This is a genomic window from Ottowia pentelensis (genome assembly GCF_964341695.1).
In genome coordinates, this window is the sequence record NZ_OZ224513.1 from 3,452,271 (window position 1) to 3,464,746 (window position 12,476).

General features: G+C 71.3%; 11 protein-coding genes. 4 read left to right on the plus strand and 7 right to left on the minus strand.

Features of this window, described 5'->3' with window-relative positions; translation table 11 throughout:
- Nucleotides 1-94: 94 nt before the first annotated feature.
- Entirely contained in the window at nt 95-1,372 is a 1,278-nt protein-coding gene (locus ACWHMB_RS16670; RefSeq protein ID WP_377479538.1) for a multifunctional CCA addition/repair protein, read from the minus strand.
- A gap of 39 nt (nt 1,373-1,411) precedes the next feature.
- Nucleotides 1,412-2,053, minus strand: a complete 642-nt coding sequence (locus tag ACWHMB_RS16675) for a hypothetical protein (RefSeq protein WP_293222382.1) — start codon at nt 2,051-2,053, stop codon at nt 1,412-1,414.
- 183 nt (nt 2,054-2,236) lie between these two features.
- On the opposite strand from ACWHMB_RS16675, the gene ACWHMB_RS16680 reads away from it, so the two are divergent.
- Complete coding sequence (locus tag ACWHMB_RS16680; protein ID WP_377479535.1) at nt 2,237-3,370, plus strand: MBL fold metallo-hydrolase; 1,134 nt, start codon at nt 2,237-2,239, stop codon at nt 3,368-3,370.
- Between the two features lie 9 nt (nt 3,371-3,379).
- On the opposite strand, the gene ACWHMB_RS16685 is transcribed toward ACWHMB_RS16680, so the two are convergent.
- From ACWHMB_RS16685 to ACWHMB_RS16695, 3 genes are all read right to left on the minus strand, one after another.
- Nucleotides 3,380-4,063, minus strand: coding sequence for a glutathione S-transferase family protein (locus ACWHMB_RS16685; RefSeq protein ID WP_293223285.1), 684 nt, complete (start codon nt 4,061-4,063; stop codon nt 3,380-3,382).
- Between the two features lie 45 nt (nt 4,064-4,108).
- Entirely contained in the window at nt 4,109-5,077 is a 969-nt protein-coding gene (locus ACWHMB_RS16690; RefSeq protein WP_377479531.1) for a complex I NDUFA9 subunit family protein, read from the minus strand.
- A 72-nt stretch (nt 5,078-5,149) separates the two neighbouring features.
- Nucleotides 5,150-7,186 carry a lytic transglycosylase domain-containing protein gene (locus tag ACWHMB_RS16695; RefSeq protein WP_377479528.1) on the minus strand — a complete coding sequence of 679 codons (2,037 nt, stop codon included), beginning with the start codon at nt 7,184-7,186 and terminating at the stop codon, nt 5,150-5,152.
- 9 nt (nt 7,187-7,195) lie between these two features.
- Between ACWHMB_RS16695 and ACWHMB_RS16700 the strand changes: the two genes are divergently transcribed.
- The gene (locus ACWHMB_RS16700) at nt 7,196-7,780 is read left to right on the plus strand and encodes a 5-formyltetrahydrofolate cyclo-ligase (protein WP_293219917.1); all 585 of its coding nucleotides are present in this window, start codon (nt 7,196-7,198) and stop codon (nt 7,778-7,780) included.
- Nucleotides 7,781-7,798: 18 nt separating this feature from the next.
- On the opposite strand, the gene ACWHMB_RS16705 is transcribed toward ACWHMB_RS16700, so the two are convergent.
- Nucleotides 7,799-8,770, minus strand: coding sequence for a LysR substrate-binding domain-containing protein (locus ACWHMB_RS16705; RefSeq protein WP_293219920.1), 972 nt, complete (start codon nt 8,768-8,770; stop codon nt 7,799-7,801).
- A gap of 122 nt (nt 8,771-8,892) precedes the next feature.
- On the opposite strand from ACWHMB_RS16705, the gene ACWHMB_RS16710 reads away from it, so the two are divergent.
- Together ACWHMB_RS16710 and ACWHMB_RS16715 are read left to right on the plus strand one after the other, a co-directional pair.
- On the plus strand, nt 8,893-9,279 hold the full coding sequence (locus ACWHMB_RS16710) for a DUF2917 domain-containing protein (RefSeq protein WP_377479524.1): 387 nt from the start codon (nt 8,893-8,895) through the stop codon (nt 9,277-9,279).
- A gap of 144 nt (nt 9,280-9,423) precedes the next feature.
- Nucleotides 9,424-11,736 carry an NADP-dependent malic enzyme gene (locus ACWHMB_RS16715; RefSeq protein WP_447648593.1) on the plus strand — a complete coding sequence of 771 codons (2,313 nt, stop codon included), beginning with the start codon at nt 9,424-9,426 and terminating at the stop codon, nt 11,734-11,736.
- An 86-nt stretch (nt 11,737-11,822) separates the two neighbouring features.
- Here the strand turns inward: ACWHMB_RS16715 and ACWHMB_RS16720 are convergent, their stop codons facing one another.
- Complete coding sequence (locus tag ACWHMB_RS16720; RefSeq protein WP_377479519.1) at nt 11,823-12,407, minus strand: YceI family protein; 585 nt, start codon at nt 12,405-12,407, stop codon at nt 11,823-11,825.
- Between the last annotated feature and the right edge of the window lie 69 nt (nt 12,408-12,476).

Here is a 12,476-nt window from a genome sequence, read left to right on the forward strand (position 1 = left end):
TTGGCACCTCCGTTTTGTTTGAGCGTTTGTTGGGGGTCGCCAATTGCACTACGCTCATTGAATTACGTCACGATATTTACAATAATTTATTGCTTTATTGCAACGAATACGATCCATCTGCGGTCTGCTCTTGCAGTGCCTGCGTGCGAGCACGCGCGATCGCCTTGCCGATCGCCTCACCCCGTGCGCCATCTCGCTGCGCCGCCTGAGCCACGGCGCCCGTATTCACTGCCTGCGCAGTCGCCAGTGCGGCCAGCAGACGCGGGCGCGGCGGGTAGGCCACATCCTGCAGTCCCTGGCGCCCGCGCGCGTCGCACTCGCAGGCCAACAGCACGTCGGCAAAGCGCTCGGGCTTGCGCAGCGCGTCGCAGCGCTCGAGCAGGCGCAGCAGCGCGGCGGCGTTGAGGCCGGCGCTGCGGTGGATGTTGCCGTGCTCGCGCGCCACCACCTCGGCCAGCTCGGTGCATTCGCCGGGCACGCGCAGGCGCTGGCCCACGGCTTTCAACAGCTTGACGCTGCGCTGCTCGTGACCCAGGTGTCGGGGCAGCACATCGGCCGGCGTCGTGCCCTTGCCCAGGTCGTGCATCAGGCAGGCCCAGCGCACGGGCAGCGGCGCCTGCAGGCGCACGGCCATCTGCAGCACCAGCATCACGTGCACGCCGGTGTCGATCTCGGGGTGGTGGCTGGCGGTTTGCGGCACGCCCCACAGGCGGTCCAGCTCGGGCAGCACCACGGCCAGCGCGCCGCATTGGCGCAGCACCTCGAACATGCGCGCCGGGTGCGCTTCCATCAGGCCGCGCGCCAGCTCCTGCCACACGCGCTCGGGCACCAGGTGGTCGGCCTCGCCCGCGGCCACCATCTGGTGCATCAGGGCCAGGGTCTCGGGTGCGATGGCGAAGTCGTGAAAGCGCGCGGCAAAGCGCGCCACGCGCAGGATGCGCACCGGGTCTTCGGCAAAGGCGGCGGTGACGTGGCGCAGCACGCGCGCGCGCAGGTCGCGCTGGCCGCCGTAGGGGTCGATCAGGCCGTCTTCTAAATCAAATTGGCCCGCAGCGCCCGCCCAATCTGCGCAAGCAGCTATTGAATTGATAGTCAAGTCGCGCCGCGCCAAATCTTCTTGCAGCGTCACGTCGGGGCTGGCGTGCACCACGAAGCCGCGATAGCCGCGCCCGCTCTTGCGCTCGGTGCGCGCCAGCGCGTATTCCTCGTGCGTGTCGGGATGCAGAAAGACCGGAAAGTCGCGCCCCACGGGCACGAAGCCGCGCGCCACCATCTGCTCGGGCGTGGCGCCCACCACCACCCAGTCGCGGTCCTGCACCGGCAGGCCCAGCAGCCGGTCGCGCACCGCACCGCCGACCATGTAGATTTGCATGGCCCCAGTGTATCGGCGGGGCTTGGCTCAGGGCTTCGGTCAGGCCGGCACGGCCGCATCCCAGGCCGCGACGCGAACCAGTTGCGGGTCGTGGGCGTGCTCGACCAGCATCTGGCGCACGCGGCCCTGCCACAGGGTGCCGAAGCGCGCCAGCTCGTCGGCGCTGGCGCGGCCGGCGGCGGCGCGCGGCAGCAGGGCGCGCATCTCGTCGGTCCAGGGCACGACGGAGGCGTCCAGCTCGACCTGCACCGCGCGGCCTGTGTCCTGGCGGCGCAGGCCCAGCGTGCCCTGCACGGGCTGGTCGAAGCGCAGCAGCTGATGGCGCCCGAAGCGCCCGCCGATGCCGTGAAAGCCGGTTTCGGGCGCCGCGCCGGTGACGAGCTGCACCACGGTGGCGATGACGCCGTTGGCGCCGTCCTCGCGGCCGTCGCGCATGAAGACATCGATCTCGCCGCGCACCGGCGTGTCGTCGCCGTACAGCGCGCGCAGACCGTGCAGCGTCATCAGCCAGGCGCCGGCCACCGTGGGGCACGAGTGGCCGGCAAGGCGCACGGCGTCGACGTAGCGATAGGTCATCAGGCCACCACGCGCGGCGCCCAGGAACTCGGCCAGCGGGTCGCGCAGCGTCAGCTGCGGCGCGTCGGCAAAGAAGTCGGGAAAGCTCGATTCGACGGTGGGCATGGCAAGTTCCAGTGAACGATGTGTGACGGCCTGATGCGCATTGGGCCGCATCGCCCCGCCGGCCGCTGACGGCGCCGGCCAAGCCCGCACCCGCAGCGCGTGAATGCGGGTGGCGCGGCGGCTCGGGCAACCGCGCGTCAATGGGTTCATGATGGACGCATCGGACCGACGCCATTACGCTGCATGAAATCCTTCGGACATCTCGCCCACGGCGCGCGCCTGGAGCGCATGCACGCCTCGCCGCTGTGGCAGGGCGAGGGCTTTCGCAATCAATATCCCATTGCCGCCGGCCTGCGCGACGCGAGCGTGCCCATGCCCTCGCTGCGCGATCTGCTGTGGCCCGGCGGGCGGCGCGTGCCGCGCGCGCCGCTGCCCGCGCTCGACCCACGCGCCGCCTGGCTGCACGCGCCGCAAAGCGGCCTGCGCGCGACCTGGCTGGGCCACTCCACCGTGCTGCTCGAAGTGGATGGCTGGCGCGTGCTGACCGATCCGGTGTGGGGCCCACGCGCCTCGCCGCTGATCGGCGTCGGGCCGAAGCGCTTTCAGCCGGTGCCGGTGGCGCTGCGCGAGCTGCCGGCGGTGGATGCCATCGTCGTCTCGCACGACCATTACGACCACCTGGACTACCCCACCATCAAGGCGCTGGCGCGCTCGAACGTGCCCTTCGTCACCTCACTGGGCGTGGGCGCGCACCTGCAGGCCTGGGGCATCGCGCCCGAGCGCATCCACGAGCTGGACTGGTGGGAAAGCTGGACCGTGCCGAACACGGGCCTCACGATCACCGCCGCGCCCTCGCAGCACTTCAGCGGCCGCACGCTGAAGACGCGCAACAGCACGCTGTGGTCGTCGATGGTGGTGCGCGGGCCGCGCCACGCGGTGTTCTTCAGCGGCGACACCGGCCTGTCGGGCGAATACGCCGCCATCCGCGCGCGCCTGGGCCCGTTCGACCTGGCGCTGCTGGAGGTGGGCGCGTACTACCCCGCCTGGGGCGACATGCACCTGGGCCCCGACCATGCGCTGCAGGCGCTGGCCCTGCTGGGCCACCCGCCCCTGCTGCCGGTGCACTGGGGCACCTTCGCGCTGGCCTTGCACGACTGGGACCAGCCGGCCGAGCGCCTGCTGGAGCTGGCGCCGCACGCGGGCGTGCATCTGGTGATGCCGCGCCTGGGCGAGGCGGTGCAGCCGGCGCAGGCCGAGCGCGTGCGGCCGTGGTGGCGCCAGGGCGCGGCGCCGGCGGCCGCGCCGCCACCGGCCGCTGAACCAGCACCGCCGCTCACGCCCGAGCAGGTGGCGCGGCTGGACTGGCCGGGCGATTGACCCGCGCCCTCAGCGCGTCAACCGATAAGGCTCCTCGAAGTCGATGAAGTCGTGCTCGGCCAGCGCGGCGTCGATCCAGGCGCGGACGCCGGGCAGCGCGCACACGCGGTCCATCCAGGCCGTGACGGCGGCGGGCGCCGGCAGCGCGTAGGTGCGAAAGCGCATCATCACCGGCGTGAAGTAGGCGTCGGCGATGCCGAAGTCGCCGAACAGCATGGGGCCGCCGTGCTCGGCCAGCAACTCCTGCCACATGGCCACCAGGCGGCCGACGTCGGCGCGCACGCCGGCGTTGTCGCGCCAGACGATGGCGCCCACCTCGGGCAGGCGCGCCTCGATGTTCATGCCGCAGGCGCCGCGCAGCGCGCCGAAGCCCGAATGCATCTCGGCGCAGATGCTGCGGGCGCGGGCGCGCGCCTTGACGCCCTGCGGCCACAGCTGCCGATCGGGAAACTTCTCGGCCAGGTATTCGGCGATGGCCAGCGTGTCCCACACGGCGAAGTTGCCGTCGGTCAGCACCGGCACCTTGCCGGCGGGCGCGATGCCGCCCAGCCGCCGCTTGAAGTCCGAGTCGCCCGAGAACGAGTCGAAGCGCAGCTGCACTTCCTCGAAGTCGATGCCGGCCTGCCGGAGCAGCACCCAGGGCCGCATGGACCAGGACGAGTAGTTCTTGTTGCCGATGTAGAGCTTGAGCATGAGCGCCTCCGTTTGCACGGCGCCCATGCTAGCGCGCCTCGGGCCTCAGCGTCCCGCGCTGCGCCGCCACACGTCCAGGCGCGACACCGCCCCGTCGGCGCCCAGGATCATCGGGCCGAGGGCCGACAGCGGCGCGGGCGTGATGCCCAGCTCGCGCAGGCCGGGCAACTGGCCGCTGGCGACGTTGTCGACCTTCATCGAGTCGAGGTTGTCGCGGCTCAGCAGCGGGGTGCCGGGCAGGCATTCCATGGCCAGCGCCTGCAGCCGCGCCAGCGGCGCCGGCAGGCCCAGCACGGGCCGGCCGCGCCCGCCGCGCACGCCGGCCCACTGGCCGGCCGCCTGCACCAGCTCGCGCAGGGTGATCACCTCGGGCCCGCAGAGCTCGTAGGTCTGGCCGATGGTGGTCGCGTCCTGCAGGCAGCGCGCCAGCGCGCTGGCCACGTCGCCCACCCACACCGGCTGAAAGCGGGCGTCGGCGCGGCCCATGGGCATCAGCGGCAGGTTGCGCTGCAGGCGGGCAAACAGCTTCAGCAGGCGGTCGTCGGCGCCGAAGATCAGGCTGGGGCGCAGCAGCGTCACATCGAGTCCGTGCATGGCCGCCGCCTGTTGCAGCACGCCCTCGCCCGCGGCCTTGCTGCGCTGGTAGCGCGAGGGCGCGTCGGCCGCGGCCCCCAGCGCGCTGACGTGCAGCACGCGGCGCACGCCGCTGGCCGCGCAGGCGGCGGCCAGCTCGCGCGGCAGGCCCACGTGCAGCTGCTCGAACTGCGCCGCGCTGCCGTGCAGGCGCGCCACCAGGTTGACCACCGCGTCGTGGCCCGGCACCAGGCGCGCCAGCACGCCGGGCTGCGTGACGTCGGTCACCACCAGGTTGACGCAGGGCAGCGGCCACAGCTCGCGCGCGGCGGCGTAGCGGCGCGTGGGCACCGTGACGTCGGCGCGCAGGCGCTGCAGGCGCTCGATCAGATGGCGGCCGACCAAGCCCGAGCCGCCCAGCACCAGAACCTTCAACGCCATCGATTTCTCCTATTTCGATAGCTGCCGGCGCACGCTTGGCGGGCGCCAGAGGCCGATTTGATTAAATTTTTCTCAAGGCAAATCCTGCGTCAGCGCCGTCTCCTCGGCCGGCGCCGGACCGATGCGGCCCAGCCGCGCGCGCAGCGAAGTGCGCGATTCGCCCAGCAGCAGGGCGTAGTCCACGGTGTTGGACAGCACCTTCTTGACGTAGTCGCGCGTTTCGGCAAAGGGCACCGTCTCGGCCCAGATGGCGCCGTCCAGCACCGGGCCGTTGCGCCAGGCGCGCGGGCGGCGCGGGCCGGCGTTGTAGGCGGCAGCGGCCAGCGGCAGCGAGCCGCGAAACTCGTCGACCGCCAGCTTGAGGTAGCTGGTGCCGATCAGGATGTTGGTGTCCAGCTCGCCCAGCATGTCGGGCACGAAGCCGTCCAGGCCGATCTTGCGCGCCGTCCAGCGCGCGGTGGCGGGCATGATCTGCATCAGCCCCGAGGCGCCGACGTGCGAGCGCGCGTCGATGACGAAGCGGCTTTCCTGCCGGATCAGGCCGTAGACGTAGGCCGGGTCGAGCCCGATGGCCTGCGCCTGGCGCAGCACCTCGGCGCGGTGCGGGGTGGGAAAGCGCTGCTCGAAGTCCTGAAAGCCCTGGATGCGCTCGCTGGTGTTGATGCAGCGGTCCCACACCTTGGCCTGGCAGGCCAGCGCGGCGGCGGCGTAGAGCTGGCGGTCGTTCATGCCGCCGCTCTGGTGCAGGTTGGTCCAGTAGTTCCACTCGCGCACGCCCTCGCTGCGCAGGCCGACGGCAATGGCGCGCAGGGCGCGCTGCAGGCCGGGGTTGGCGGCGGCGGCGGCGCGCTCGTCGGCGGTGAGCGGCGCCGGCTCGGGCGCGCGCTGCAGCGGCTCGCCCAGCGCCTCCAGCGCCAGCTTTTCATAAAAGCCGCGGCCGTTGGCGATGCCCTGCAGCTGCTGGCGGGCGTCGGCGCGCGCCGCGTCGCCGGCGGCGCCCTCGGGCGCCAGCGCCAGGCCGGCGCGGGCGTTCCAGTACACCCAGGTCGGCTCGCGCCGCAGCGGCTCGCTCATGGCCTCGATGGCGGCACGCACGCCGCGCCACTGGCCGGCACGCAGGGCGGCGCGCGCCTGCCAGCTCAGCAGGTCGTCGCCCAAATCCTGCACGCGCGTGACCTGGGCAAAGTCGGACCAGGCGTCGTCCTGCAGCTTGAGCGTGGCCTGCTTGCCCAGCGCGGCCCACAGCCAGTTGCGCTGCGCGGGCGTCAGCTGCCGGGCCCACTTGGCCTGCAGCGTGCTGGCGGCCTGGTCGGCATCCTGCGTGGCCAGGCGCACCAGCGCCAGCACCACCAGCTCTTGTCCCTGGCGCGTGGCGGCGCTGGCGTTGCGCCCGGCCAGGTAGCGCGCGGCGCCGTTGTGGATTTGCGCCACGGCAACGGCGGCGTCGGGCGATTCGAGCGCCACCGCCGCGCGCGCCAGCCCGCTGCGGCCCGACTCGACGGCCAGACGCGCCTTGTGCCACACGTCTTCGCCCGTGATGCGCCCGGCCTGGTGCAGCAAATCGGCCGCCAGCAGGCAGCCGTCGCCCTCGCGGCGCTCGGCCAGCCAGTCGCGGCGCACTTGGTCGGTCATGGCGGCGCTGGCGGGCGCGCCCTGCAGCAGCTGCATGGCGGTGGCGTAGCAGCGCACCTCGGGGTCGTCGCCCATGCGAAAGCGCGGCAGCTCGCGCGCAAAGGCGGCCCAGTCGCGCCGCTTGCCGGCCAGCAGCAGCCAGTCGTTGCGCAGGCGGTCTTCCTGGTAAGTGCCGGCCCAGCGGCTCAGAAAGTCCTGCACCTCGGGCTCGGTGGCGTCCTCCAGCCGCGCCTTGAGCGCCCAGTAGGCGGCCCAAGGCTCGAGCACCTTGCCGCGCGCCAGCGGCAGCAGGGCCGCCAGGCGCTCCTTGTCGCCGCGGCGAAAGGCCTCGCGCATGTCGAGGATGACGCTGTCGTCGGCCGCGCTGGCGGCGGCTGGCGCGGCGCTGTCGGCGGCCGGCTGCTGCGCGCGCGCCGGCACGCCCAAGGCCAAGCCCAGCGCCAGAAGCAGCGGTGTCAGAATCCAAATCCCACGCATGAATCCATTATGACCACGTCACCCGACAAAAAATCCCTGCGCGCGCGTCTGGTGCAAGAGCGCCTGCACCTGCCCGACCGGCTGGCGCGCGCCGACGCGCTGCAGGACATCATGCGCATCTGGCTGATCGGGCGCCCGGACACGGTGATCGGCGCCTATTGGCCGATCAAGGGCGAGTTCGACCCCCTGCCCGCGCTGCACCGCTGGAAGGAAGACGGCGAGCTGATGGATGAGCCCCAGCGCCGGCGCATCGGCCTGCCGGTGGTCGACAAGCTGCACCGCACGCTGACGTTTCACGCCTGGTACCCCGGCTGCCCGATGGAGGAAGACGCCTACGGCATCCCCAAGCCCAAGGACACCGAGCTGATCGTGCCCACGCTGCTGTTCGTGCCGTGCGTGGGCTACGGGCCGGGCGGCTACCGGCTGGGCTACGGCGGCGGCTTTTACGACCGCACCCTGGCCGCGCTGCAGCCGCGCCCGCACACCGTGGGCCTGGGCTTTACCCAGGGCTTTCTGGAAGAGCTGGAGCCCGAGCCGCACGACGTGCCGCTGGACGCCATCCTGAACGACAACGGGGTGGTGTGGCCGGTGTGAACGGCCTTTGACGCCGCACTACGCCCGCTCCCCCGTCACGGCCCGCGTCGCCACGGCCTGCGCGGCCAGCCAGTCGGCGAAGGCGCGCACCTCGGCGCGCTGGCCGCTGTGCGGCGACACCAGCACCCAGTAGGCCATGGGCGAGACCAGGCGCGCCTGGGGATAGGCGTCGGGCGCGAACACCTCGACCAGCTCGCCGCGCGCCAGGCTCTCGGCCACCAGCGGCGGGCGCGCCAGCACCACGCCCTGGCCCGACAGCGCCGCCTGCACCATCTGGTAGGCGTAGTTGAAGCTGAGCCAGCGCTTGGGCTGCGCCAGCTCCAGCCCGTTGGCGTCCAGCCAGCGGCGCCAGGTCAGCCACGCCAGGTGCGGCGTGTAGGCGTCGGCTGCCTCGATCAGGGTGTGGGCCAGCAGGTCGGCGGGGGTCTTCAGGCGCGGGCCGCTTTTCAGCAGCCAGGGGCTGGCCATGGGGGTGACGGATTCGCCGAACAGGCGGCTGGCGCCGGGCAGCATGCGGTCGGCCGGGGCGTAGCGCACGGCGACGTCGATGTCGGTCACCTCCAGGTCGACCGCGCTGTCGCTGGCCTCGATGCGGATGTCGATGTCGGGGTGCTCGCGTTGGAAGGCCTCCAGCTTGGGGATCAGCCACATCGACGCGAACGAGGCGAAGGTGGTGACCGACACGTGGCGGCGCCCCGCGTTCTGGCGGATGTGGCGCACGGCGGCGTCGATGCGTGGCAGCGCCTGCCCGACGGCGGTGAGCAGTTGCGTGCCGGCCTCGGTCAGCTCGACGGCGCGCGTGTGGCGCAGGAACAGGGGCACGCCGACGTCCTCCTCCAGCGCCTGGATCTGGCGGCTGACGGCGGACTGGGTGAGCGCCATTTCCTCCGCCGCCAGGCGGAAGTTGAGGTGGCGCGCCACCGCCTCGAAGGCGCGCAGGTGGCCGGCCTGGACGGGGCGCGAGCGCAGGTGGGTCTGGGAGTGCAGCACGGCGGCATTGATGCGGATCGGGAATCAATAGCGTGGCCGGATTTCATTGGACTGTCAATGGGGATCGGCGGATCATTCAGGCCTCGGATTGATTCCGAGATCGTTTTTCACAGGAGCCCACCATGTCCGCCCTCGCGCTGCAAACCTCACCCAGCCTGTCCTTGTCCCAGGGCGTCGGCGTGACGCTGCAGCCCGGGCAGGCGCGCACCCTGCGCGTGCCCTCGGCCGGCCAGCTGCGCGTGACCCAGGGCGCGCTGTGGGTCACGCGTCGCGGCACGCGCCCCAGCCACGCGCCGGACGACCTGTACGTGGCGGCCGACGCGCCGCTGGCGCTGCGCGCGGGCGAAACGGTGGTGATCGAGCCGATCCATTTGACGCAGGCCCCGGCCACGCAGGTGGCGCTGGTGGCCTTTCACTGGCAGCCTGCTGCCGGGCGCTGCGCCGGCGCGCTGCGCTGGCTGCGCGAGCGCCTGCAGGCCAAGGCCACGCGCACCCATGCCCACGCATGAAACTATCATTTTGATAGCTTTCAACGCTTGATGCGCGGGCGCCAGCACCCGATTTGATTCAGATTTTTGGCCGTCTCACGGCAGCGCGGGGGTGATTTGGAGTAGGCTTGTGCCGTCCAATCACAAGCGTCTGCCGGAGACACCATGAGCAAATCCCTGAGCCCCGCCGAGGCTGCGCTGCGCGATGCCGCGCGTGAATACCACCGCAGCCCGGTGCGCGGCAAGATTTCGGTCACGCCCACCAAGCCGCTGGCCAACCAGCTCGACCTGTCGCTGGCCTATTCGCCCGGCGTGGCCTACCCCTGCCTGGACATTCAGGCCGACCCCAGCAAGGCGGCCGACTACACGGCGCGCGGCAACCTGGTGGGCGTCATCACCAACGGCACCGCCGTGCTGGGCCTGGGCAACATCGGCGCGCTGGCAGGCAAGCCGGTGATGGAGGGCAAGGGCTGCCTGTTCAAGAAGTTCGCCGGCATCGACGTGTTCGACATCGAGCTGGACGAGCACGACCCCGACAAGCTGGTCGACATCATCGCCGCGCTGGAGCCGACGCTGGGCGGCATCAACCTGGAGGACATCAAGGCGCCCGAGTGCTTCTACATCGAGAAGAAGCTGCGCGAGCGCATGAACATCCCGGTGTTTCACGACGACCAGCACGGCACCGCCATCATCTCGTCGGCCGCGCTGCTCAACGGCCTGGAGCTGGTGGGCAAGAAGATCGAGAACGTGAAGGTGGCCGTCAGCGGTGCCGGTGCCGCCGCCATCGCCTGCCTGGACGTGATGGTGGCGCTGGGCGTCAAGCCCGCCAACGTGCACGCCTGCGACTCCAAGGGCCTGATCTACAAGGGCCGCGCCAGCGTCGACGCCTCCAAGGCGCGCTACGCCCAGCCCGACACCGGCGCGCGCACGCTGGCCGACGTGGTGAAGGGCGCCGACGTGTTTTTGGGCTGCTCGGCGCCCGGCGTGCTGACGCAAGAGATGGTCAAGACCATGGCCGACCAGCCGATCATCCTGGCGCTGGCCAACCCCGAGCCCGAGATCCGCCCCGAGGACGCCAAGGCCGCGCGGCCCGACTGCATCGTCGCCACCGGGCGCAGCGACTACCCCAACCAGGTCAACAACGTCCTGTGCTTCCCGTACATCTTTCGCGGCGCGCTGGACTGCGGCGCCAGCAAGATCACCGAGGAGATGAAGCTGGCCTGCGTGCGCGAAATCGCCGCCCTGGCCAAGGCCGAGACCAGCGCCGAGGTGGCCACCGCCTATGCCGGCAAGGAGCTGCACTTCGGCCCCGAATACATCATCCCCACGCCCTTCGACCCGCGCCTGATCCTGCGCATCGCCCCGGCCGTGGCCGAGGCGGCCGCCAAGTCGGGCGTGGCCGAGCGCCCCATCGCCGACCTGGACGCCTACCGCACGCAGCTCACGCGCTTCATCTACCAGACCGGCATGGTGATGCAGCCGGTGCTGCACGCCGCGCGCGCCGCCAACCCGGCGCACAAGCGCGTGGCCTACGCCGAGGGCGAGGACGAGCGCGTGCTGCACGCCGCGCAGGTGGCGGTCGACGACAAGCTGGCGCGCCCCATCCTGATCGGCCGCCCGGCCGTGATCGAGCAGCGCATCAAGAAGGCCGGCCTGCGCATCCGCCTGGGCGCGGACGTGGACAACGTCAACCCCGAGGACGACCCGCGCTTTCGCCAGTACTGGGAGACCTACCACCACCGGATGGCGCGCAATGGCGTCAGCGTGGACACGGCCAAGACCGCGGTGCGCCGCTCCAACACCGTGATCGCCGCGCTGATGCTGCACCTGGGCGACGCCGACGCCATGCTGTGCGGCACCGTCGGGCGCTACCACGCGCACCTGGACAACATCCGCGACATCATCGGCGTCGAGCCCGGCGCGCCCGACCTGGCCGCGCTCAACGCCATCATGCTGCACGAGCGCACGCTGTTCATCTGCGACACCTACGTGCACGAAGACCCCAGCGCCGAGCTGCTGGCCGGCATCGCCAAGATGGCCGCCACCGAGGTGCACAACTTCGGCCTGCCGCCCAAGGTGGCGTTTTTGTCGCACTCCAACTTCGGTTCGTCCAAGGACGCCTCGGCGCTCAAGATGCGCCGCGCGCGCGACCTGTTCCGCCAGCTGGCGCCCGAGGTCGAATGCGACGGCGAGATGCACGGCGACAGCGCCCTGTCGGCCGCCCTGCGCGCGCGCACCATGCCCGACAGCACCTTGAGCGGCGAGGCCAACCTGCTGGTGTGCCCCAACCTGGACGCGGCCAACATCCTGTTCAACGTGCTCAAGACGGTGGCCGGCGCCGGCGTCACCATCGGCCCCATGCTGCTGGGCGCCGCCGCGCCGGCGCACGTGCTGACACCCTCCTCCACCGTGCGGCGCCTGGTCAACATGACCGCGCTGGCGGTCGACGAGGCGCAGGTGCGGCGGCGCACCCGCTGAGTCGCGGCGCGGCCTTCAGTCCGTTTTTGATAGCTGCTTGCGCTGGCTGTAAGCGCGCAAGCAGCCGATTTGGCTTGCAATCCGGCCTATTGCCGGAACGCCTCGATGGTGGCCGTGATGCGCACGGTCTTGGGCATGCCCTTGTCCACCAGGTAGTTCATGCCCCACTGGGTGCGGTCGATCACCGCCTCGAAGTCGCCGCCGCAGGCCTCGGTCTTGGCGCGCGCATTGGGGTAGCAGCGAAACTGCCGCGCCTTGAGCGTGACCGGCTGCGTGCGCCCCAGCAGCGTCAGCTGGCCGGGCACCTCGACCAGGCGCTCGCCGTCGAACACCAGCTGCTCGGACACGAAACGCATCGTCGGAAACTTCGCGGCGTCGAACAGGTCGGGCGACAGCAGGTGTTCGTCGAAGCCGCGCGAGCCGCTGTAGACGCTGGCCACCTGCACGTACAGGTCGAGGGCGCCGGCCCTGGCCACCGGGTCGAAGCGCACCGAGCCCGCCACCTCGTCGAAGCGCGCGCGGTTGACCGAGGCGCCGTTGTGGTCGATGGCGAAGGTGGCGTAGGTGTGGTCGGCATCCAGCGCATAGTTGGCCGGCTCGGCTTGGGCCGCGCCCATATGCGTCAGAGCCAGCAGGGCCAGGCCGCAGAAGGTGGACAGACGTGGGCGCATGGGTCATCCTCCAGGAACAAAGACAATGCTCGGCAGTCGATCTTCAGTATGGCGACGGCCCGCCCGGCC

Excerpts from the sequence above, each read along its gene's own strand:
- ACWHMB_RS16670 (WP_377479538.1), bottom strand. The coding sequence starts at position 1,372 with ATGCAAATCTACATGGTCGGCGGTGCGGTGCGCGACCGGCTGCTGGGC.
- ACWHMB_RS16675 (WP_293222382.1), bottom strand. The coding sequence starts at position 2,053 with ATGCCCACCGTCGAATCGAGCTTTCCCGACTTCTTTGCCGACGCGCCG.
- ACWHMB_RS16680 (WP_377479535.1), top strand. The coding sequence starts at position 2,237 with ATGAAATCCTTCGGACATCTCGCCCACGGCGCGCGCCTGGAGCGCATG.
- ACWHMB_RS16685 (WP_293223285.1), bottom strand. The coding sequence starts at position 4,063 with ATGCTCAAGCTCTACATCGGCAACAAGAACTACTCGTCCTGGTCCATG.
- ACWHMB_RS16690 (WP_377479531.1), bottom strand. The coding sequence starts at position 5,077 with ATGGCGTTGAAGGTTCTGGTGCTGGGCGGCTCGGGCTTGGTCGGCCGC.
- ACWHMB_RS16695 (WP_377479528.1), bottom strand. The coding sequence starts at position 7,186 with ATGCGTGGGATTTGGATTCTGACACCGCTGCTTCTGGCGCTGGGCTTG.
- ACWHMB_RS16700 (WP_293219917.1), top strand. The coding sequence starts at position 7,196 with ATGACCACGTCACCCGACAAAAAATCCCTGCGCGCGCGTCTGGTGCAA.
- ACWHMB_RS16710 (WP_377479524.1), top strand. The coding sequence starts at position 8,893 with ATGTCCGCCCTCGCGCTGCAAACCTCACCCAGCCTGTCCTTGTCCCAG.
- ACWHMB_RS16715 (WP_447648593.1), top strand. The coding sequence starts at position 9,424 with ATGAGCAAATCCCTGAGCCCCGCCGAGGCTGCGCTGCGCGATGCCGCG.
- ACWHMB_RS16720 (WP_377479519.1), bottom strand. The coding sequence starts at position 12,407 with ATGCGCCCACGTCTGTCCACCTTCTGCGGCCTGGCCCTGCTGGCTCTG.